Source organism: Streptomyces sp. NPDC005808 (genome assembly GCF_042871385.1).
Classification (GTDB): Bacteria; Actinomycetota; Actinomycetes; order Streptomycetales; family Streptomycetaceae; genus Streptomyces.
The window spans coordinates 126,236-147,448 of the sequence record NZ_JBIAIK010000018.1 but is presented as its reverse complement, the minus strand read 5'-3'; the positions used below and the strand labels follow the sequence as shown (position 1 = coordinate 147,448).

Here is a 21,213-nt window from a genome sequence, read left to right as displayed (position 1 = left end):
TGGCCGGATCGGATACGAAGGGCGGTGTACCGGCATGTCGTACGAGCACAGGGCAGGGAGCAGACGCAGCAGTGAGCGTTCAGCAGACAGTGGCACCGGACCCGTACTTCCCGGCCAACGGTGATCCCCGCTACCGGGTGCACCGGTACGAACTCGCGCTGGACTACCGCCCTGGCCCGAACCGGCTCTCCGGCACCGCGCGGCTCAACGCCATAGCGGGCCGCTCCCCGCTCACCGAATTCCAGCTGAACCTGGCCGACTTCCGGATCGGCCGGGTCCGGGTCGACGGCAAGGCGACGCACTACACACACCGCGGCGGCAGACTGCGCGTCCGGCCCCCGAAGCCGATCCGGGCCGGCGTCGCCTTCACCGTCGAGGTGCACTGGGCCGGCAATCCCAAGCCGGTGAACAGCCCCTGGGGCGGCATCGGTTGGGAGGAGCTGGAGGACGGGGCGCTGGTGGCGAGCCAGCCGGTCGGCTCACCCTCCTGGTACCCGTGCAACGACCGTCCGGCGGACAAGGCCTCGTACCAGATCTCGGTCACCACGCCGTCCTCGTACTCCGTGGTGGCCGGAGGCCGGCTGCTGACCCGTACGACGAGGGCTTCGACGACCACCTGGGTCTACGAGCAGTCGGCGCCGACGTCGAGTTATCTGGTCGGTCTCTCGATCGGGAAGTACCAGACGGTGCTGCTCGGCGACCCCGGCCTCGGCGGTGTGCCGCAGACCGGTCATCTGCCCGCGGACCTGCTCGCCGAGTTCTCCCGGGACTTCGCGCGGCAGCCCGCGATGATGGAGCTGTTCGAAACCCTCTTCGGGCCGTATCCGTTCGGCGAGTACGCGGTGGTGGTGACGGCGGAGGAGCTCGATGTCCCCGTCGAGGCACAGGGGTTGTCGCTGTTCGGCGCCAACCACGTGGACGGCGCGCGGGGTTCGGAGCGGCTGGTCGCGCACGAGCTGGCGCACCAGTGGTTCGGCAACAGCGTGTCCATCGCGGACTGGCGGCACATCTGGCTGAACGAGGGGTTCGCGAAGTACGCGGAGTGGCTGTGGTCGGAGCGTTCCGGAGGTCGCGGGGCACATCAACTCGCCGCCGCCGCGCACCGGAAGCTGTCCTCGCTGCCGCAGGATCTGTGCCTGGCCGATCCGGGGCGCAAGCTGATGTTCGACGACCGGCTCTACGAGCGCGGCGGGCTGGTCCTGCACGCGCTGCGCTGCGCGATGGGCGACGACGCCTTCTTCCGGATGCTGCGCGGCTGGGCCACCCAGCACCGGGGCGGCGCCGTCACGACGGCGGTCTTCACCGCGCATGTCACCCGCTTCGCGGCCGAACCCCTGGACGACCTGTTCGCGGCGTGGCTGTACAAGACGGCGCTCCCTCCGCTGCCGTCACCGCAGACCCTGCTTCCGGCGCGGCCCACGTATCCGCCCACCAACGCCGACTCGGCGTAGAGGCGGTGAGTTTCGCAGCCATGACGACAGCCACGACCGGTCGCTCCTGCCCGTGCGGGTTGCCCCAGGCGTACGAGCGGTGCTGCGGGCGCTATCACTCCGGGGCCGCGGCCGCGCCGACCGCCGAGGCGCTGATGCGGTCGCGGTACACCGCCTTCGTACGGCGGGACGAGCAGTACCTGTTGCGGACCTGGCATCCGCGTACCCGGCCCTCGTCGCTCGACTTCGATCCCGGGATGCGGTGGACCGGTCTGGAGGTCCTGGAGACGGGCGATGGGTCCGCGTTCCACTCGGTGGGGACCGTGACCTTTCGGGCCTCCTACCGAGGCGGCTCGCTGCATGAGCGCAGCCGCTTCGAGCGGTTCGAGGGCGCGTGGGTGTACGTGGACGGCGACTTCATCGAGTAGCCGTTACGGCGCCAGTACGTCCAGCTCCTGGAGCGCACCCGCCGTGATCTCGCGGGTGAGCGCCTCGGCGCGGGCGGCGTCGCCCTCCCGGACGGCCTCCGCGACCTGGACGTGCAGGGTGACGGCCGCGGGGTCGGGGTCCTCGAACATGACCTCGTGGTGAGTGCGGCCCGCCAGGACCTCGGCGACTACATCGCCGAGCCGGGCGAACATCTCGTTGCCCGAGGCGTTGAGGATCACCCGGTGGAAGGCGATGTCGTGGACGAGATAGCCCTCCAGCTGATGGCCGCGTGAGTTGGCGACCATGCCCAGGGTGCATTCGGTGAGCTCGGCGCACTGCGCGGCGGTGGCGTGCCTGGCGGCGAGGCCTGCGGCGATCGGTTCGACGGCGGAGCGCAGGACGGTGAGCGAACGCAGCTGGTGGGGACGGTCGGCGTCGGCCAGCCGCCAGCGGATGACCTGAGGGTCGTACACGTTCCACTCGACCTTGGGGAGGACCGTCACGCCGACGCGGCGGCGGGACTCGACCAGGTGCATGGACTCCAGGACGCGCACCGCCTCGCGCATCACGGAACGCGAGACCTCGAAGCGCTGCGCGAGTTCGTCCGTGCGCAGAACGCTGCCGGGCGGGTACTCGCCCGCGGTGATCGCCGGCCCGAGGATCCCCAGTACGTGTTCGTGCAGGCCCCGGCCCCGTGTGCTCATGGGGGCCAGCGTACGAGTCCGACGCTCGGAACAAAAAGTCAGACTTATATGTCACAGACTCTTGAATTTGTCTTACCTAATGGGTTTCAGTGTCGTCGGCATCGGATGTCCCGGGCTCGGATGTCTCGGTTCGGAGGTCTCAGTTCGGGTGTCTCAGGTATCGGCCAAGACGATGAGGACAGCGAGAGCACGATGGAGCTGACGCGTACCCCCCATGTCGTCGTGATCATGGGCGTGGCAGGCACCGGGAAGACCACCATCGGTCCCCTGCTTGCGGCCCGGCTCGGCGTTCCGTACGCCGAGGGCGACGACTTCCACCCCCCGGCCAACATCGCCAAGATGACGGCCGGGACACCTCTGACCGACGCGGACCGGTGGCCGTGGTTGGACGCCATCGGGCGCTGGGCGCACGAGCGGGCGGGGCTCGGCGGGGTGGTCAGCAGCTCGGCACTGAAGCGCGGCTACCGGGACCGGCTGCGGGCGGCCGCCCCCGGGGTCGTGTTCGTGCACCTCACCGGAGACCGCGCGCTCATCGAGGGCCGGATGTCGCAGCGCCAGGGCCACTTCATGCCGGCGGCGCTCCTCGACTCCCAACTCGCCACCCTCCAGCCGCTCGAGGCGGACGAGGTGGGCGTCGCCGTGGATGTGTCCGGTGACCCCGGGGAGATCACGGAGCGGGCCGTGGCCGCACTCCGCGACCTGCCTCAGCCCTCCCTCTGACCCCCCTTTTTTTCTACCTTGCTCACGTACTCATGTAAGGGAACCACCGTGACCAGACTCAGCGTCGAGTCGCTGGCAGCGGACGCCGTCGAGCCGATCACCTCGGCGGGCCATGCTCAGCTGGGCATCGCCGTACTGGCGGGCATCGCCGTCATCGTCCTGCTCATCACCAAGTTCAAGCTGCACGCCTTCCTGGCCCTGACCGTCGGCTCGCTCGCGCTCGGCGCGTTCGCCGGGGCGCCGCTCGACAAGGTCATCGTCAGCTTCACGACCGGACTCGGCTCCACCGTCGCCGGCGTGGGCGTCCTGATCGCCCTTGGCGCGATCCTCGGCAAGTTGCTCGCCGACTCCGGAGGCGCCGACCAGATCGTCGACACGATCCTCGCCAAGGCCGGCGGGCGTGCGATGCCGTGGGCGATGGTCCTGATCGCCTCGGTGATCGGCCTGCCGCTGTTCTTCGAGGTCGGCATCGTGCTGCTGATCCCCGTCGTGCTGATGGTCGCCAAGCGCGGCAACTACTCGCTGATGCGCATCGGCATCCCGGCACTGGCGGGCCTGTCCGTGATGCACGGCCTGATCCCGCCGCACCCCGGCCCGCTGGTCGCGATCGACGCGGTGGGGGCCAACCTCGGTCTCACACTGGCTCTCGGCATCCTGGTCGCCATCCCCACGGTGATCATCGCGGGTCCGGTCTTCTCGAAGTACGCCGCCCGCTGGGTGGACGTCCCGGCGCCCGACAGGATGATCCCCGCTCGCGCCTCCGAGGACCTGGAGAAGCGCCCCGGCTTCGGCGCCACCATCGCCACCGTGCTGCTTCCGGTCGTGCTGATGCTGGCCAAGGCGCTGGTGGACATCGTCGTCGACGACCCCACGCACATGGTGCAGCGGGTCTTCGACGTCATCGGCTCGCCGCTGATCGCGCTGCTCGCGGCCGTGCTCGTCGGCATGTTCACGCTGGGCCGGGCCGCCGGTTTCACCAAGGACCGGCTGTCGACGACCGTCGAGAAGTCGCTCGCCCCGATCGCGGGCATCCTGCTGATCGTCGGCGCGGGCGGCGGCTTCAAGCAGACGCTGATCGACTCCGGCGTCGGCCAGATGATCCTGGACATCTCCAAGGACTGGTCGATCCCCGCGCTGCTGCTGGCCTGGCTGATCGCGGTGGCGATCCGGCTCGCGACGGGTTCGGCGACCGTCGCCACCATCTCGGCGGCCGGTCTCGTCGCGCCCCTGGCGGCCGACATGTCCACCGCGCACGTCTCCCTCCTGGTGCTGGCGATCGGCGCGGGTTCGCTCTTCTTCAGCCATGTCAACGACGCGGGATTCTGGCTGGTCAAGGAGTACTTCGGGCTGAGCGTCGGACAGACCATCAAGACCTGGTCGGTCATGGAGACGATCATCTCGGTGGTGGCGGGCGGGCTGGTCCTGCTGCTGTCACTCGTGATTTAGCGGGTCACGCGGCCGGCATTCAGCGCGTCACGGGCCGGCGTCAGGGCCGCCAAAGGCGGTGTTCCCGTTCTGCCCACTCGCGGCTGACGGAGCCGGTGCGGAGGCCGCGGCGGGCTTCCGGGTCGGCGAGGGCCATGCCGATGTGGCCGGCGAGGACGATGCCGATCGTGAGGGCGAGCCAGTCGTGGACGAAGGTCGCGCTGGTGCGCCACATCAGCGGGGTGAGGTGGGTGAACCACATCAGCAGCCCCGTGCCGAGCATGACGAGGGTCGCGCCCGCGATCCACGCGGCATAGGTCTTCTGACCGGCGTTGAACTTGGCGGCGGGACGGGAGGAAGGACGGGCGTCGCGGCGTAGCACCGCACGGAGCCACGTGCGGTCCTGCGGCCCCCAACGGTTGAGGCGGCCCAGGTCCGCGCGGAAGGCGCGGGAGGCCAGGCCCGCCAGGACCGGCACCGGGAGCACCAGGCCCGCCCACTCGTGGACACGGACCACCAGCTCGCGGCGGCCGACCAGCTCGGCGAGCTGAGGCACGTACAGGCACGCCGCGGTCACCACGCACACGCCCATGAGCAGGGCCGTCACCCGGTGCACCCAGCGTTCCGCGCGGCTGAAGCGCCGTACGCGGGAGGACAGGGCCGGGGTGTCGTCAACTCGTGGGTTCATCGTCGCGTCCGTTCGACCGGCCGACCCAGGCGTCCACGTCGTAGCCACGTTCCTCCCAGTAACCCGGACGGACGTCCTCGGTGACCGTGATGCCGGAGAGCCACTTGGCGGACTTGTAGAAGTACATGGGGGCGACGTAGAGGCGGACCGGGCCGCCGTGGCTGTGGCCGAGGGCCTTGTCCTGCATCCGGTGGGCGACCAGGACGTCGGAGCGCCGGGCCTGTTCCAGGGTGAGGCTCTCCGTGTACATGCCGTCGAAGCAGGTGAAGCGGATCGCCCCGGCCGTGGAGCGCACTCCGGCGGCGTCCAGGAGGGCGGAGAGGCGGACCCCCTCGAAGGGCGTACCCGGTACCCGCCAGCCGGTGACGCACTGGACGTCGTGCACGAGCCGGGTCTGGGGCAGGGCCTTCAGGTCGGCGAGGGTGTAGGAGGCCGGGTGGTCGACCAGGCCGTCGACGGTGAGGCGGTAGTCGGTGGCGTCCTTGTGCGGGACGGACGAGGCGACCGAGTAGTAGCGGAAGCCGCCGCCGTTGGGGAGGAGACCCGTCAGGCCGGTGGGGTCCTTGTCGGACGCGCCGGCGAGGAAGGATTCGAGGCCGCGCTGGAGCGTGGGTGCGGCGAGCACGCCCAGCGCGCCGAGTCCGAGCGTGCCGAGGAACACCCGCCGGCCGACCGGCACGCCGCGCTCTTCGGGGTGTTCCGGTTCCCGCGCCTGCGGTCGTTCCGGCTCCCGCGCTTCGGGATGTTCAGGGTTCACCCATCGATTCGAGCACCCGCGACCCCCAAAGGGCCAGGGGAAGCGGGTGCCCGTCAGAATTCCGTAACCACTTATTACGCACTGTTGAGGAAGTGAACCGGCTGCAGGTCAGCTCACCGCCTTGGCCGCCGCCCGGCCCGCCGTACGCCCGGAGAACAGGCAGCCGCCGAGGAACGTGCCTTCGAGGGAGCGGTAGCCATGGACTCCGCCGCCGCCGAACCCGGCGGCCTCACCCGCCGCGTACACACCCTCCAGCGGGTCCCCGCCCTCCGTCAGTACGCGCGAGGAGAGGTCGGTCTCCAGGCCGCCGAGGGACTTGCGGGTGAGGATGTTGAGGCGGACGGCGATCAGCGGGCCGGCCTTGGGGTCGAGGATGCGGTGCGGGGCCGCCGTACGGATCAGCTTGTCGCCGAGGTAGTTGCGGGCACCGCGGATCGACATCACCTGGAGGTCCTTGGTGAAGGGGTTCGCGATCTCCCGGTCGCGCGCGACGATCTCGTTGCGCAGCGCGGCCTCGTCGATGAGCGGCTCCTTGGTCAGCGCGTTCATGCCGCGGACGAGCGCGCCCAGGTCCTTCTCGACGACGAAGTCCACGCCGTGGTCCATGAACGCCTTGACCGGACCGGGCACATCGGCGCGGGCCCGCCCGATGACGTCCCTGATGGACTTGCCGGTGAGGTCGGGGTTCTGTTCCGACCCCGAGAGCGCGAACTCCTTGCCGATGATCTTCTGGTCGAGCACGAACCAGGTGTAGTCGTACCCGGTCTTCATGATGTGTTCGAGGGTGCCGAGGGTGTCGAAGCCGGGGAAGAGCGGTACCGGCAGCCGCTTGCCGCGGGCGTCGAGCCAGAGCGAGGAGGGGCCGGGCAGGATGCGGATGCCGTGGTTCTCCCAGATCGGGTTCCAGTTCTGGATTCCCTCGGTGTAGTGCCACATGCGGTCGCGGTTGATGAAGTGGGCGCCGGTCTCCTCGGCGATGGCGAGCATCTTGCCGTCGACGTGCGCGGGAACCCCGGCGACCATCCGCTCCGGCGGACTGCCCAGCCGCTCCGGCCAGTTGGCGCGTACGAGGTCGTGGTTGCCGCCGATGCCGCCGGAGGTGACGATCACCGCCTGGGCCTTGAACTCGAAGGCGCCGCTGACGGTGCGGCTGCTCGCCTGGCCGCGCTCGATGCCGGACGGCTCCAGGATCTCGCCGGTGACCGTGTCGACGGCGCCCGCGCTGCGGGACAGACCGGTGACACGGTGGCGGAACTTCAGCTGGACGAGGCCACGGGCGACGCCGGCCCGTACGCGCCGCTCGAAGGGTGCGACCAGGCCGGGTCCTGTCCCCCAGGTGATGTGGAAGCGGGGTACCGAGTTCCCGTGCCCGTTGGCGTCGTAGCCGCCGCGCTCGGCCCAGCCGACCACCGGGAAGAAACGGACGCCCTGCCCGTGCAGCCAGGAACGCTTCTCCCCGGCCGCGAAGTCGACGTACGCCTCGGCCCACTGACGCGGCCAGTGGTCCTCGGCGCGGTCGAAACCGGCCGTTCCCATCCAGTCCTGGAGGGCCAGCGCATGGCTGTCCTTGATCCGCAGACGGCGCTGCTCGGGCGAGTTCACGAAGAAGAGCCCGCCGAAGGACCAGTGCGCCTGGCCACCGATCGACTGCTCCGGCTCCTGGTCGAGGAGGATCACCTTGCGGCCTGCGTCGACGAGCTCCGCGGTCGCGGCGAGCCCCGCGAGGCCCGCTCCGATCACGATCACATCTGCGTCGTAGGCCATGGGCCCGTCCTCTCGGCATTCCGACGGGCCGGATCGGTGGCGGCACGAGTGCCCACGAGGTTGCCCATGAGCCTGGTCATGAGCCTGTCCATGAGGCTGGTCATGAGCCTGTTCATGAGGTTCGTCACGAACCGATCGGCTTCGTCGCTGGTTGATGAGACATTGGAAGTACGGAAGGCGGTGGTCGCCCATGGTGCTCGACCACTCGTTGTTACTGATCGGTCAGATCCTTCGGCAAGAAGAGTGACCGAGTCAACTGCCCGGATCCGGGTACTGTCGGGGCAGGCCCCGGCCTGTGGCACTACAGTCGGCGCGATACGCACCCGTGGCCCGCACTGACTCCCGATGTATCGAGGTACACAGCGTGTCGGTTCTCGTTCTGATCCTCTCTGTGAGCGCGGCCTGTTGTCTGGGCTTCGGGTTCGTGCTCCAGCAGAACGCCGCCTCGCACGCCCCGCTGAGCGACTTCCTCTCCCCCCGCCTGCTGCTCGACCTCATCCGGGTGCCCCGGTGGCTGGGCGGCATCGGGCTCATGGTGTGCGGCATGGTCCTCGGCGCGGTCGCCCTGGGCAAGGGCGAGCTATCCCTGGTGGAACCCCTGCTCGCCACGAACCTGCTCTTCGCGCTCGCACTCTCCCGCCACCAGACCAAGCAGCCGCTGGGCCGGCAGGGCTGGGCCGGGCTCCTGCTGCTCGCGGGCGGGGTCAGCGCGTTCATCGTGGCCGGGCAGCCGGAGGGCGGTGACGCCGTCAGTGATCCCCTGCGGCAATGGCTGATCATCGGGATCATGGTGGGCCTCGCGCTCCTGCTCACCGCCTACGCGAAGCGGTCGCGGCTCAGCTCCATGCCCGTGCTGCTCTCCCTGGCCGCGGGCCTGCTGTACGGCGTCCAGGACGCGCTCACCCGGGTCAGCGGCCAGCGCTTCGGCGAGGGCGGCTGGGCCGAGCTGGTCACCGGCTGGCAGCCGTACGGCGTTCTGGTCCTCGGCGTGACGGGCCTCGTGCTGGTGCAGAGCGCCTTCGAGACCGCGCCCCTGCGGATGTCGCTGCCGGCCCTCACCGCGGCCCAGCCGCTGGCCGGGATCGTGTGTGGGGTCGGGTTCCTGGGGGACCAGCTACGCACGGATGCCGGGGCACTCGCCTGGCAGGCCGCGGGTCTCGCGGCCGTCGTGGTGGGGATCGTGCTGCTCGGGTTGCATCCGGCGATGCCGCGCGGGACGTCCGAGACGAAGCCGACGCTGGATCTTCAGCCGCATTGAAGCCTCCGCGCTGAAGGCGGCCGGACTCACGGCGCATTCCGGCTCGGAGCGAGCCCCTCGGGCCGGCCTGTCGACGTGGCTCGGCCCTGCTTGGATGGGGAACATGAGTGCCGCTGACGAGATCCTCGACATCGTGGACGAGAACGACCAGGTCATCGGGCAGTCCCCGCGCGGGGAGGCATACGCGCTCGGCCTGCGCCACCGGTGCGTGTTCATCCAGGCCCGGGATGCCCAGGGCCGGATCTTCGTCCACCGCCGGACATCCACCAAGCTCGTGTTCCCCTCCCTGTACGACATGTTCGTCGGCGGGGTCGTCGGCGCGGGCGAGACGTACGACGAGGCGGCCCTGCGTGAGGCCGAGGAGGAACTCGGCGTCTCCGGGCTCCCCGGGCCCGTGCCTCTTTTCAAGTTCCTCTACGACAACGGTGCCGGCCAGACCTGGTGGTCCTCCGTCTACGAGGTGCGCTGCGAGCTGCCGGTCGCCCCGCAGGTCGAGGAGGTCGCCTGGCACGCGTTCCTCCCCGAGGACGAGGTGGAACGGCACCTCGCCGACTGGATCTGGGTCCCGGACGGCCTGGCGGCGTACGAGCGGCTCAAGGACTACCGCTCGTCGGGGGTCTGACCGGCTTCCGACGCCCCCACACCAGCACCAGCACGCACGCCCGTGCCGGCACCCGTTATGGACCCGCTCCCCGCTAGCGCGTCGGCCAGCGCCCGCGCGTGGGCGGGGGTGCCGCACAGGTCGAGGGGCAGGGTGCGCGGGCTGTAGTGCCCGTCGCACACCTTCAGGGGGCTCGGCCCCACCGCGCCACCGCTCAGCGGGCTCTCGCCCTGCACCGTCCAGGTAGGGCCGTCCCAGAACGGATGGTCGAGGAGCCGCTCGGCCACGCGGGGTGCCGCCCCCGCCGCGACTCCCACGGCGGTGAGCGCGCCGGATATCCGGGAAACCGCCCCGGCCACCGGCACGTCCGCGTCGCCGAAGGCGGGCAGCAGCAGGAGCAGCCGCATCGCGGGGTCGCACACCCCCTCGGACCGTGCCGGGGCCGAGTCGGCGACCGCCACCAGCTCGGGCCAGGACAGCCCCGGGCCACTGAAGTGACCCTCCAGCGAGGTCATGGGCGCGTCCCGGTCCCAGTCAGGGTGCGTGATCAGGTAGTCCGTGCCGGGGTCGTCCGGGAAGTTGCGGTGGACGATCCACAGCAGGTGCCCGCCGGTAAGCGGAATGCGGTACGCCGGCCAGACCTCGCGCGCGCTGTACAGTGCCTCGGTCGCGGCGTCGACGTCCGCCTCGTCGGCGCCGAAGAGGGCGGGCTCCTCCATGAACTCGTCCCAGACCGGGAGGAAGTACGCGGGCCAGAATCCGGCCAGCCCGATCAGTTCCTCGGCCGGGGCGATGCCGTGGCCGGGCTCGGCGTACCGGGCCAGTGAGAGGGGGACGTCCATGCGCCGAACGGTAGCGAGCCGCACCGACAACGCTCCCGGTAGGGTCCAGGGCGTGATCCAAATCGTACGGAACGTCCGGCTGTGGTTCGCGCCCCCGGCCGTCGGAGCGGAAGGCAGCACGCCCGACTACCGCTTCTCCCTGGCGAACGAGCGGACCTTCCTGGCGTGGCTGCGCACCGCGCTGGCACTGATCGGCGGCGGCTTCGCGGTGGACCAGTTCCTGCCGGACCTGGGGCGGGGATGGCGCGTCGGCCTCGCGCTGGCCCTGCTGGCGGCGGGTGTGCTCTGCTCACTGCGGGCCGTCAACCACTGGGTGCGATGTGAGATGGCGATGCGGAAAGGCGAAGACCTGCCTGTGTCGCGCTTCCCGGCCGTGCTGAGCATCGTGGTCGCGATCGTCGCCGTGGCCATGGTCGTCGTCGTACTGCTCGGCAGGGCAGGATGACCACGCCCGCCCCGGAGGGGGAAGAAAAGCGCGACCCGGGCCTGCAACCGGAGCGCACGCGCCTCGCGTGGCGACGTACGACCCTGTCGGGCACGGTGGCCACCGTGCTGGCCGCGAAGACGACCCTGCACGGCGGCGGATCGGTGACCGGCGTCGTGGTCTGCGCCCTGTGCTGCGTGCTCTGGCTGGGCTTCCTGGCCATCGCCCACCGCCGGATCCGGGTGCTCACGGCGGTCTCCGGCTCGCACCGGCCGCCCGCACTGACACCCCTGCACGCGACGGCCGCGACGCTGTGCACCGTGGCACTTGCGGTGTGCGCCGCGGCGCTGGTGTTCTGAGCCGGAGGTCTGCGCCGCGGAGCTGGTGTTCTGAGCCGGAGAGGTCTCGTCCGTGGGGCACCTTGGTTCCCCCTGAGGCTGGAGGGAGATGCCGATCACGTTTCGTTCCCGCGCTGGACGACATACCGACTGGTCGGCATCATGGTCATGTCCTGTTTCCCCGCGCGTAGGAGCCAAGATGTCCCCAGACCATCCGCCAGGTCTCGACCTCGACCGGCTGCGCGGCCTGCTCGACCGCGAGCGGCCCGGGCTGGTGAAAGGCCCGCTGACCGGCCGGCTGATCGAAGGCGGACGGTCGAACCTGACGTACACCGTCACGGACGGCGGCGCGAAGTGGGTCGTACGGCGGCCTCCGCTCGGGCATGTGCTGGCCACCGCGCACGACATGAAGCGTGAGCACCGGGTGATCAGCGCGCTGTACCCGACGGCGGTTCCGGTGCCGCGCCCGGTGCTGCTGTGCGAGGACGAGTCGGTGCTGGGATCGCCGTTCTACGTCATGGAGTTCGTGGAGGGGACGCCGTACCGCACGGCGGAGCAGCTCGCCCCGCTCGGTCCGGAGCGCACCCGCGGCGCGGTGCTCGGTCTTGTGGACACGCTGGTCGAACTGCACGCGGTGGATCCCGCCGAGGTCGGACTCACCGACTTCGGACGTCCGGAGGGCTTCCTCGACCGCCAGTTGCGCCGCTGGGGCAAGCAGTTGGAGGCGTCCAGGAGCCGCGAGCTCCCCGGGATCGACGAACTCCACGCAACTCTGGGGCGCGCGCTCCCCGACTCCCCGGCGCCGACCGTCGTGCACGGCGACTACCGGCTCGACAACGTGCTGATCGACACCGACGACCGGATCAACGCGATCCTGGACTGGGAGATGTCCACCCTCGGCGATCCACTGACGGATCTGGGGCTGCTGGTCATGTACAGCATCCCTCTCAAAACGCTCGACTCCCCCATCAGCACGACGGCTTCAGCCGCCGGGCACCCGCATCCGGCCGAAATCGTCGAGCGGTACGCCGCGCGCTCGGGGCGCGACGTGTCCGCCATTTCCTGGTACACGGCTTTCGCGTGGTTCAAGCTCGCCGTCATCCTGGAGGGCATCCACTACCGCTACACGCAGGGCCAGACGGTCGGCGCGGGATTCGACCGCCTGGGCGCGCTGACCCCGGTCTTCATCGAGCACGGCCTGACCACCCTTCAGGAAGGCTGATCCGCCATGGACTTCGCATTCGACGCGCGCACCGAGGAGCTGCGCCATCAGCTGCTCGTCTTCATGGACGAGTACGTCTATCCGGCGGAGAGCGTCGCTGAGGAGCAGCGCGCTCGACTGGCGTCGCCGTGGGACACCCCGGCCGTGGTCGAGGAGTTGAAGGCCGAGGCACGCAGCCAGGGGCTGTGGAACCTCTTCCTGCCGGACTCCCGGTACGGCGCCGGGCTCACCAACCTCCAGTACGCGCCGCTCGCCGAAATCACCGGCCGCAGCCCGCACTTGGCGCCCACCGCGCTGAACTGCGCCGCGCCCGACACGGGCAACATGGAGGTACTCGCACAGTTCGGCGACGAGCAGCAGAAAAAGCAGTGGCTGGAGCCGCTGCTCACCGGTGAGATCCGCTCGGCGTTCGCGATGACCGAGCCCGAGGTGGCCTCCTCCGACGCCACGAACATCACCACACGCATCGAGCGGTCCTCCGACGGCTCCGACGAGTACGTCATCACGGGCCGCAAGTGGTACATCTCCGGCGCGATGAACCCGGACTGCAAGATCTTCATCGTGATGGGCAAGACGGACCCGGAGGGGTCCGACCTCCGCCGTCAGCAGTCCATGGTGCTCGTGCCGCGCGACACTCCCGGTGTCGAAGTCCGGCGCGCCATGCAGGTGTACGGCTACGAGGACCACTCCCACGGCGGGCACGCGGAGGTCTCCTTCCATCAAGTCCGGGTTCCCGTGGGCAACTTGGTGGGCGAGGAGGGTAGCGGCTTCGCCATCGCCCAGGCACGCCTCGGCCCCGGCCGGATCCACCACTGCATGCGGCTGATCGGGATGGCCGAGCGGGCGATCGAGCTGATGTGCCGCCGAGCCGTGTCCCGTACCGCCTTCGGTAAGCCGCTGGCACACCAGGGCGTGGTCCAGAACTGGATCGCCGACGCCCGTGTGGCCGTCGAGCAACTGCGCCTGCTGGTCCTCAAGACCGCCTGGATGATGGACGCGGTCGGCAACAAGGGCGCCCACACCGAAATCCAGGCCATCAAGATCGCCACTCCCCGTACGGTCGTCGACATTCTCGACAAGGCGGTCCAGCTGCACGGCGCGGGCGGCGTGAGCCAGGACTTCCCGCTGGCCGAACTGTGGGCGACCGCACGGACGTTGCAGCTCGCCGACGGTCCCGACGAGGTGCATCAGCGGTCGCTGGCGCGGCAGGAGATCAAGAGGCACCAGTGAGACGCGGGCCGGCGTCGGGGCCAGTGCGGGGTGCGGGTGCAGCGCCTGGGCCGGTGAAGGTGCGTGCCGCGAGGGCCGGTGAGGGTGTACGTCTTCACCGGCCCTGTCCCCCTGGCCCGCGGGACTCGGGCCGGCCGTGGATCCCTGACCCGCGGATATCGGCCTCAGGGCCGCAGCGCGCGCAGCAGCAGGTCGGCCAACTGGTCGGCGACCTGCTGCGGGGTGAGCGGGCCGTCGGGGCGGTACCACGTCGACAGGTGGTGCACGGAGCCGAAGTGGTAGTCGACGACCAGGTCGGCGGGGGTGGCCGTGGAGAAGACGCCCTTCTCCTGGCCCTCCTCGACGAGCGCGCGGAAGCGCTCGTGGTACCGGCGGCGCTCGGCGCGTACCTGCTTGTGCTTCTCCGGGCTGAGGTGGTGCATGGAGCGGAAGAAGATCGACGCGTCGTCGAGGTTGTCGATGGTCGTGACGACCACGTCGGCCGCGGCGCCCCGCAGCCGTTCCTCGACGGGTGCGTCGGCGCCCGCGAAGGCGTCCAGTCGCTCCTGCTGGATGCGCAGCACGCGCGCGTAGACCTCGTGCAGGAGGTCGTCCTTGGAGCCGAAGTAGTGGTAAAGCGCCCCCTTGGTGACGCCCGCCGCCTCGACGATCTCCTGCACGGAGGTCCGGTCATAGCCCTGCTCGGCGAAGAGCCGGGTGGCGGCGGCCAGGAGCCGCTGCGGCACGGGCGTACTGTCACCCTCCGTCGTCCTGGGCACTGCCGCCACCTGCCTTCCTTGGTTCTCTGGCTGTCCTACTGACTCTTGCGCGATCTGAGTCTTGCGCGATCTGACTCTTGTGCGATCGGGAACGCAGCTCCCGATGCAGGATCTTGCCACTCGCCACCTTCGGCAGAACGGGCAGCATCTCCTCCCGCCGCGAATATGTGTGCGGCCGGTCGCCCCTACTCGTGGTCGAGCACGTAGAACCGGCCTTCGGTCACTGACCGGCCTCCCACTTCTGCTGGATGTGGTTCATGTTGGTCAGCCAGCGGTCGGGGTTCGCGGCCCTCACCTGGTAGTACTCGGCCACCTCGGGGTGCGGCAGGATCAGGAAGCGGTCCTCCCGCATCCCGGCGAAGAGGGCGTCAGCGACGGCCTCGGGCTCGATGGCGGTGGGCTGGAGGACCAGGTCGCCCGCGCTGCCGGTGGCGGCGAGCATGTCCGTGCGCACGCCCTGCGGACAGATCGCGTGGACCTTCAGGCCGCGGTGCCGGTACGTCAGGGACAGCCACTCGGCGAAGGCGTACGCACCGTGCTTGGTGACGGCGTACGGCGCGGCGCCGATCATGGTCAGCAGTCCGGCCGCCGAGACCGTGGAGACGAAACGGCCGCTGCCACGCTCCAGCCAGGCGGGGAGCAGCTCGTGGGCCGCGCGTACGTGGGCCATGACATTGACGTCCCAGGCGAGCGCCCAGACCTGCTCGGGGGCCGCCTCCGTCCCGCCCGACCCGACGCCCGCGTTGGCGCAGTACACGTCGACCGTGCCGCCGAGGGCGTCCCTGGCCTCCGCCATGATCGTGGAGGCGTCGCCCGGGACCGCGATGCCGCCGATCTCGTCGGCCACTGTCTTCGCCTTGACGGCGTCCAGATCGTTGACGACGACCCTGGCCCCCTCGGCGGCGAAGCGGCGGGCCAGCGCGGCTCCGATACCGCCCCCCGCTCCGGTGACGATCACTCCGGCATCCTGCACGGCTTCCACCATCGGTCTCCTTCGAGGCGACGTGATTCGGCTCTGTCTCCGGCCAGACTAACCAGTCGGTATGTAAACAGGGAAGGCGGTTCGAGGGGCGCGGGATGTGACATTTGCGGGCTCGCGGCGTGGCGCGACAGGCCAGGAGCTGCCCGCGGGCTACGAACTTCCGGCGGAAGCCCATAGCGTGCCTGTGCCAACCTTCCGCGATCACGGAGGTCCCCCCATGCGCCTGTCCCGACGAACCCTGCTCGCCGCCACCACGGGCGCGGTGGGCCTGCCCGCGACCCCCGCAGCCGCGGCCGCGGGGAGACAGCTGCGTACCGGCTTCGAACGCCTGGCCGCGGGCGGTTACGCCCCCCTCGACGGACAGCGCGTCGGCGTCGTCACCAACCCCACCGGCATCACCCGGGACGTGCGCCACATCGTCGACGTCATGCACGCCGACGACCGCGTGAACCTGATCGCCGTCTTCGGTCCCGAGCACGGCTTCCGCGGTACGGCGCAGGCGGGCGGCTCGGAGGGCCGCTACGACGACCCGGCGACCGGACTTCCCGTCTACGACACGTATCTCAAGAGCGGTCAGCCGCTCGCCGACATCTTCACCGCGTCCGGCGTGGACACCGTCGTCTTCGACATCCAGGACGTGGGCGCGCGCTTCTACACGTACATCTGGACCCTGTACGACTGCATGGCCGCGGCCCGACTGGCGGGCAAACGCTTCGTGGTGCTCGACCGGCCGAACCCGGTGACCGGCCGGGCGGCCCAAGGTCCCGTGCTGCACAAGGAGTTCGCGACCTTCGTCGGACGGGAGCCGATCGCGCAGGCACACGGAATGACGGTCGCGGAACTGGCGCGGCTGTTCAACGGGGAGTTCCTGGCGACGCCGGTGCCGCTGGAGACCGTACTGATGTCGGGTTGGCGGCGCTCGGAGTTCTACGACGCCTCCGGTCTCCCCTGGGTGCCGCCGAGCCCGAACATGCCGACGGCCGACACTGCGCTGGTGTACTCGGGGACCTGTCTCTTCGAGGGGACGAACCTGTCGGAGGGGCGCGGCACGACCCGTCCGTTCGAGCTGCTCGGCGCGGAGGGTATCGACCGGAGCTGGGCGGAGGCGGTGGGGCAACTCGGGCTGCCCGGCGTGCACTTCAGGGAGGCGTACTTCGCCCCGACCTTCTCCAAGTTCCAGGGCAGGACCATCGGCGGAGTACAGATCCACGTGCACGACCGGGCCGCGTACGACCCCGTGCGCACCGGGATCGCGCTTCTGGTGACCGCGAAGGAGGTCTGGAGCGGCTTCACTTGGCGTGCCGACCACTGGATCGACAAGCTGACCGGGTCCACCGGCGTCCGCACGATGATCGACGCGGGGGCGACGGTCGACGAGGTCGTGGCGGCCTGGCAGGACGAACTGGCGGCGTTCCGGCGCGTGCGCGAGGAGTACCTGGTGTATCGGTGAGGTGTGAAACGCCTGCCGGTTCGCCATTGCGGTCTACCGGCCGGCAACGGCCGTTTGCAAACTCTTGTTGGCAAACTCTTGTTGGCAAACGATCGGTGGCGAACGATCGGTGGCGAACGATCGCCCGCAAACGGCCGTTGGCCAACGAGCGTGGGGGAAACGCTCGTTGGCCAACAACCGTAGGTACCGGTACCGGTACCGGTACCGGTACCGGACCGGTAGTGCAGTGCTACAGCACCGTCATCGGTGCGACGTGTACTCCACCACCTGCTGGTAGGTCGGACGGTTCTGCCAGCTGATGCTGTAGTGCTTGATGCCGCCGAGCGGACGGTGGATGACCGAGTCGGCACACCACTGGTTGCCCGCGGCGCAACTGGCGTCGCCGGGGTAGACCTGAGCCGCGGTCTTGCCGGCCGCCGTCTTGAGGGTGCTGATCAGGATGTCCCGGCAGCCGCTGAGGGTGCCGCCGCCGCAGTACTTCTTCGCCAGCGGGCCCTGCACGGTCTCACCGAGCACCGCCCGGATGTCCTTGTCGACATAGCTCCACCATCCGTACTGGAAGGCGCTTCCCGCGTGCGAGCCGGTCGGGCCGTGTCCGGCCGAAGGCGGCTCGTCGATGGGGAGGTTGTTGGTGATGGCCGTGTACAGGCCGGTGCCGAGTCCCGGTTCGAACTCAGCCTGCACCAGCAGCGGCCACCACGCGTCCAGGATGCGGATGGCGTCGGCGTTGGCGTAGGTCTTCGAATTGAACGAGGTCTCCGCGCGTTTCGACCCCGCCGTCACCCAGGCGGACAGTGTGCTCACCGCCGCTGCGGCCGCCGTGTCGGTGACCGGCTGACTGTTGATGACCTTCAGCAGGTCCGGAAGCACGTCCTCCGCCCGCAGATCGGCGAGCGCGGCGTCCGCCATGGCCTTCACCAGCGCGGATCTGGTCACGCCTCCCGCGGCCACGAGTCGCTTCACGCGGTCGTCGATGAGGTTGCCGCGATGGACGGAGCCGTTGCCCCAGGGGGCGGTCGCGTAGTCCTCGGCCACCTTGTTGTTCCAGGAGATGTAGTAGTCCTGGTCGATGTCGTTGGGGTGCGCGGACGCCGGGGTGTAGGTGGCGGTGTTCGTCGCCCCGTCCCAGCCCTGCCACTCGTACGCGGCCTGCGCCCACACCGGGAACTCGGCGTCGACGCCGGTGGCGCGCACCGGGTTGTTGCCACTGTTGTAGTACGCGGTGTGGGTCGAGTCCGCGTAGAACCAGTTGAAGGTGAAGTTGATGTGCTGCGCCGCCGCCTGGAAGGTCTCCGGGCTCTTGACGTAGTCCGGGTCGTTGAACATCTGGAAGCCGATGATCGAGTCGGCCTCGTGCATGTAGGAGGAACGCAGGGTGGTGTACGCGACCTCCTTGCCGCCGACCGTGGCGCGATGCGTCACCGGGCCGTACTTGGTGCGGTAGACCTGCATGCGGTAAGAGCCCGCGGCCGTGGGGTCGGCCGTGGTCGGCACCCAGGCGTTGGTGTGCTCGACCTTGTCCATGGCCGTGCAGGTGCCGTGGTAGAGGTAGTGGTAGTCGTCCTGGCACAGCTCGACGGCGTACGTGTCGATGATGTCCTGGCCGGACGTCGTGGCGCTCCAGGAGTAGTCCTGGCCGCGGCCGAGTTCGACGTAGAAGCTCAGTCCCGCGAACGAGGCGCCGCGGGCGCTGAGGCCCGGGCCCTGGATCTCCTGGAGCATCAGGAGCTGGGGCGCGAAGTAGCCGGTCTGGGGGCCGAAGACGGCGATCGGGTGGCCGCTCGCGGTGTGGTCGCCGCTCACCACAAGCGCGTTGGACATGCCCTTCTTGGCGGAAGAGAGGGCGGCGGCCGCTGCCGTGGCGGACGTGCTCTCGGCGGTCGCGGTGGCCGCGCTGCCGGTGCGGTCGAAGACCAGTTGCTCCTCGGTCAGGGTGCCGGCGTCCGGCAGCGCCTGACCCTGCGCGACAGCGGGCTTGGCCGCGTACGGGAAGCTCTGGCCGTCGTGGAGGGTGAGGGCGGCCTCGGGGTCGTTGCGCTCACGGAAGGACTCCCAGACCTTGGTGCCCTCCACCACGCCGTACTGGGACTGGGCGGCGAGCAGCGAGATGGCGTTGTTGACCTCGCCGCCGCCTCCCGAGCCGAAGAGGGAACCGATGACGGAGGCCAGCGCGACCAGGTCGGTGAGCTTGAAGTGGTCGATGGTTCCGGCGTTGGTGATGGAGTCCTTGTGGCCGGTCAGGACGTACTCGCCGGGGAAGTAGCGGCCGCTGTCGGAGGCGTCTATGTAGGCGTTGACGCCGGCGAGGTAGGCGGTGACGTCGGCGAGCGCCTGCTGGCCACGGGCGCCGTTGTTGGTGGTGACGCTGTCGATCTGGGCCTGCAGTTCGGCCTCGGTGTAGGGCGCGGTGCGCCAGAACTGCTGCTCAAGTGCCTGGTTGGAGGGGTCACCGCCCGCGAAGGGGGTCAGCGTGCCGCGTCCGACGTGCCGGAAGACGTCCATCAGCCACAGCCGGTCCTGGGCTGCGGCGTACCCGGCGCCGAACTCGGTGCCGTAGCGGGTGGTGCCGGTGATGTGCGGGACACCGGTCTTCCTGTCACGGACGATCGTGACGTCGGTGCGCCCGGCGGGGTTGAGGGTCGATTCGACCTGGTCGGCGGGGACACCGAACGAGGCGTCGTTGAAGAAGTCGTTGATCTTGGCATCGGTGAGTGCGGAGTAGCCCGAGGCCAGGTTCGCGTAGGGGCCGAGCTGGTCCTCCGCGTGGGCCGGCTGGATGCCGAGGACCTGGTTGAGCAGGACCTCTGCGAGGGTGGCGTTGCCGTTCTCACCGGGCGGCAGGATGTCGGAGCACTGACTGCCGCAGTAGTCGTTCGCGGCGGCCGCCGTGATCGGCGTGCCCGCGGCGGACGCTTGGGTAAGGGGAGACAAAAGGCCGGCAATGAGAAGGCATACGGATGCTGCCTTCAGGAACTTGGGCAATCGGCGGGGAGTTCTCAGTCTGTCCAGGATGGTGCGTGGGGTGCGCCGGGTCATGGCAGCTCCTCGCGAAGGGGGGTGGGCCGGACGTTACCGCCGGTATCCCCGTGTTTGAAGATGAACATGCGTCACTTTCAGGGATCGGGTACTCCCCAGGGAGCGCCCGCCCTCCGGCGCTGTGCCCGCCGCGCAACTGACGGGCGGACAACAGGCAGCTCACAGCGTTCGGAGGTAGGCCATGAGGGGTTCGGCAGATGACTTCTTGAAGGTCATCGGAAATCCGATGGAGCCGAATCGCTTGTCGATACGTCTATTCGGCGAAGTCCGTGCGACGACGCCGAAGTGACCGAAGTACAGGTGCAGGTGTGACGGAGGTGCAGGACGATGGCCGGTTTCCGGAGTCTGGCGAGACAGGTGCGAGATCCGAGGAGTGATCTGGCACTGCGGCGCTACTCACTGCGCAAGTGCCTTGAAAGGTTCGCCCCTTACGGACATCGGGCGACCTGGGACCATCTGTCCTCGAGGGCCGGGTTCGGTCCCGAGGACCGCTCCCCCGATCCGGCGCGGCTCGTGGCCGCACTGGACGAGCTGGAGGAAGCCCGTTCGGTCTGGCTCGCCTATGAGGTCGGGTTCGCGGAGCGGCGCAAGAAGGAGAAGCACGACGGGTTGCGCAGGCCGGGCACCATCGATGACTGGCACCGGATGACCTGGGGCGGCTTCGGGGTCGCATGGTGCGACAACCCGCGGATCCACCCTCACGAACCGCTGGCCGAGGTGCTGCGCCGGCTGATCGCCGCGTTGGAGCGCGAGCCGGGTGCGATGTGCCCGGTGTGCGCGGGCGAGCGCCTCGACTGGAAGTTCGACCTGGCCCACGAACCCTCGTCCGGCCCTGTCTGCACGCGCTGCGGAATCGTGGTGCCGCGGCCTGTTCTCACCCCGGAGGCGCTGGCGGAGGCCAGGCGCGGGCCGCGGCTTCTCATATCGGCGTAAGTGCGCGACCGGGCACGTGAGTGCGGCACCGGGTGCGGCTACTGCGGGTGAGGCGCCCGGTGTGGTGTCCGCGATGCGGTGTCCGGCGCGGGTGGCTTCAGGTGAGCTTGCCCGGCGCGGGGTCCGCGGGTGAGTAACCCGCCGCGAGGTATCCGCGGCGGGGCGGCGCGCAACTGCATGATGGCGTGCCCCTGCAGGGGCAGCGTACGAACCCGGTTGTCA

At 69.7% G+C, this 21,213-nt stretch carries 20 protein-coding genes; 12 read left to right on the top strand and 8 right to left on the bottom strand.

The window, feature by feature from the left end:
* The first annotated feature begins 71 nt into the window (after window positions 1-71).
* Together ACFYPC_RS31970 and ACFYPC_RS31965 are read left to right on the top strand one after the other, a co-directional pair.
* Window positions 72-1,451: a M1 family metallopeptidase gene (locus ACFYPC_RS31970; protein WP_391889730.1), complete on the top strand. Its 1,380-nt coding sequence runs from the start codon at window positions 72-74 to the stop codon at window positions 1,449-1,451.
* 20 nt (window positions 1,452-1,471) lie between these two features.
* Window positions 1,472-1,858, top strand: a complete 387-nt coding sequence (locus ACFYPC_RS31965; RefSeq protein WP_391889728.1) for a YchJ family protein — start codon at window positions 1,472-1,474, stop codon at window positions 1,856-1,858.
* 3 nt (window positions 1,859-1,861) lie between these two features.
* On the opposite strand, the gene ACFYPC_RS31960 is transcribed toward ACFYPC_RS31965, so the two are convergent.
* A complete protein-coding gene (locus ACFYPC_RS31960; protein WP_391889727.1) occupies window positions 1,862-2,563 on the bottom strand; it encodes a FadR/GntR family transcriptional regulator in 702 nt (233 codons plus the stop codon).
* A 192-nt stretch (window positions 2,564-2,755) separates the two neighbouring features.
* On the opposite strand from ACFYPC_RS31960, the gene ACFYPC_RS31955 reads away from it, so the two are divergent.
* Window positions 2,756-3,283 (top strand): gluconokinase, encoded by a 528-nt coding sequence (locus ACFYPC_RS31955; RefSeq protein ID WP_391889725.1) that lies wholly within the window; start codon window positions 2,756-2,758, stop codon window positions 3,281-3,283.
* Window positions 3,284-3,331: 48 nt separating this feature from the next.
* Entirely contained in the window at window positions 3,332-4,729 is a 1,398-nt protein-coding gene (locus ACFYPC_RS31950) for a gluconate:H+ symporter (RefSeq protein WP_391889723.1), read from the top strand.
* A 40-nt stretch (window positions 4,730-4,769) separates the two neighbouring features.
* Here the strand turns inward: ACFYPC_RS31950 and ACFYPC_RS31945 are convergent, their stop codons facing one another.
* The 3 genes from ACFYPC_RS31945 to ACFYPC_RS31935 all read right to left on the bottom strand — a co-directional run bounded on the left by ACFYPC_RS31945 (window position 4,770) and on the right by ACFYPC_RS31935 (window position 7,917).
* Entirely contained in the window at window positions 4,770-5,396 is a 627-nt protein-coding gene (locus tag ACFYPC_RS31945) for a cytochrome b/b6 domain-containing protein (protein ID WP_391889721.1), read from the bottom strand.
* Window positions 5,380-6,153 (bottom strand): molybdopterin-dependent oxidoreductase, encoded by a 774-nt coding sequence (locus ACFYPC_RS31940; RefSeq protein WP_391889719.1) that lies wholly within the window; start codon window positions 6,151-6,153, stop codon window positions 5,380-5,382. The genes ACFYPC_RS31945 and ACFYPC_RS31940 overlap by 17 nt, the downstream gene beginning before the upstream one ends.
* Window positions 6,154-6,261: 108 nt before the next feature.
* A complete protein-coding gene (locus ACFYPC_RS31935) occupies window positions 6,262-7,917 on the bottom strand; it encodes an FAD-binding dehydrogenase (protein WP_391889716.1) in 1,656 nt (551 codons plus the stop codon).
* A 364-nt stretch (window positions 7,918-8,281) separates the two neighbouring features.
* Between ACFYPC_RS31935 and ACFYPC_RS31930 the strand changes: the two genes are divergently transcribed.
* Window positions 8,282-9,175: a DMT family transporter gene (locus ACFYPC_RS31930; RefSeq protein WP_391889715.1), complete on the top strand. Its 894-nt coding sequence runs from the start codon at window positions 8,282-8,284 to the stop codon at window positions 9,173-9,175.
* A 103-nt stretch (window positions 9,176-9,278) separates the two neighbouring features.
* On the top strand, window positions 9,279-9,797 hold the full coding sequence (locus ACFYPC_RS31925) for an NUDIX domain-containing protein (protein ID WP_391889713.1): 519 nt from the start codon (window positions 9,279-9,281) through the stop codon (window positions 9,795-9,797).
* Here ACFYPC_RS31925 and ACFYPC_RS31920 read toward each other — a convergent pair.
* Window positions 9,776-10,618 (bottom strand): hypothetical protein, encoded by an 843-nt coding sequence (locus ACFYPC_RS31920; protein WP_391889711.1) that lies wholly within the window; start codon window positions 10,616-10,618, stop codon window positions 9,776-9,778. The genes ACFYPC_RS31925 and ACFYPC_RS31920 overlap by 22 nt on opposite strands.
* A gap of 52 nt (window positions 10,619-10,670) precedes the next feature.
* Between ACFYPC_RS31920 and ACFYPC_RS31915 the strand changes: the two genes are divergently transcribed.
* The 4 genes from ACFYPC_RS31915 to ACFYPC_RS31900 all read left to right on the top strand — a co-directional run bounded on the left by ACFYPC_RS31915 (window position 10,671) and on the right by ACFYPC_RS31900 (window position 13,832).
* Entirely contained in the window at window positions 10,671-11,063 is a 393-nt protein-coding gene (locus ACFYPC_RS31915) for a YidH family protein (protein ID WP_391889708.1), read from the top strand.
* Window positions 11,060-11,401, top strand: a complete 342-nt coding sequence (locus ACFYPC_RS31910; protein WP_391889707.1) for a DUF202 domain-containing protein — start codon at window positions 11,060-11,062, stop codon at window positions 11,399-11,401. The genes ACFYPC_RS31915 and ACFYPC_RS31910 overlap by 4 nt, the downstream gene beginning before the upstream one ends.
* Window positions 11,402-11,579: 178 nt before the next feature.
* The gene (locus ACFYPC_RS31905) at window positions 11,580-12,602 is read left to right on the top strand and encodes a phosphotransferase family protein (RefSeq protein ID WP_391889705.1); all 1,023 of its coding nucleotides are present in this window, start codon (window positions 11,580-11,582) and stop codon (window positions 12,600-12,602) included.
* Between the two features lie 6 nt (window positions 12,603-12,608).
* Window positions 12,609-13,832, top strand: coding sequence for an acyl-CoA dehydrogenase family protein (locus ACFYPC_RS31900; RefSeq protein WP_391889702.1), 1,224 nt, complete (start codon window positions 12,609-12,611; stop codon window positions 13,830-13,832).
* 164 nt (window positions 13,833-13,996) lie between these two features.
* Here the strand turns inward: ACFYPC_RS31900 and ACFYPC_RS31895 are convergent, their stop codons facing one another.
* Both ACFYPC_RS31895 and ACFYPC_RS31890 read right to left on the bottom strand, forming a co-directional pair.
* On the bottom strand, window positions 13,997-14,590 hold the full coding sequence (locus tag ACFYPC_RS31895; RefSeq protein ID WP_391889769.1) for a TetR/AcrR family transcriptional regulator: 594 nt from the start codon (window positions 14,588-14,590) through the stop codon (window positions 13,997-13,999).
* A 220-nt stretch (window positions 14,591-14,810) separates the two neighbouring features.
* Complete coding sequence (locus ACFYPC_RS31890) at window positions 14,811-15,575, bottom strand: SDR family oxidoreductase (RefSeq protein WP_391889700.1); 765 nt, start codon at window positions 15,573-15,575, stop codon at window positions 14,811-14,813.
* A 214-nt stretch (window positions 15,576-15,789) separates the two neighbouring features.
* On the opposite strand from ACFYPC_RS31890, the gene ACFYPC_RS31885 reads away from it, so the two are divergent.
* Entirely contained in the window at window positions 15,790-17,022 is a 1,233-nt protein-coding gene (locus ACFYPC_RS31885; RefSeq protein WP_391889698.1) for an exo-beta-N-acetylmuramidase NamZ domain-containing protein, read from the top strand.
* Window positions 17,023-17,262: 240 nt separating this feature from the next.
* Here ACFYPC_RS31885 and ACFYPC_RS31880 read toward each other — a convergent pair whose 3' ends face one another.
* Window positions 17,263-20,058 carry a penicillin acylase family protein gene (locus ACFYPC_RS31880; protein WP_391889696.1) on the bottom strand — a complete coding sequence of 932 codons (2,796 nt, stop codon included), beginning with the start codon at window positions 20,056-20,058 and terminating at the stop codon, window positions 17,263-17,265.
* A gap of 327 nt (window positions 20,059-20,385) precedes the next feature.
* On the opposite strand from ACFYPC_RS31880, the gene ACFYPC_RS31875 reads away from it, so the two are divergent.
* Window positions 20,386-20,991, top strand: coding sequence for a hypothetical protein (locus ACFYPC_RS31875; RefSeq protein ID WP_391889694.1), 606 nt, complete (start codon window positions 20,386-20,388; stop codon window positions 20,989-20,991).
* The last annotated feature ends 222 nt before the right edge of the window (window positions 20,992-21,213 follow it).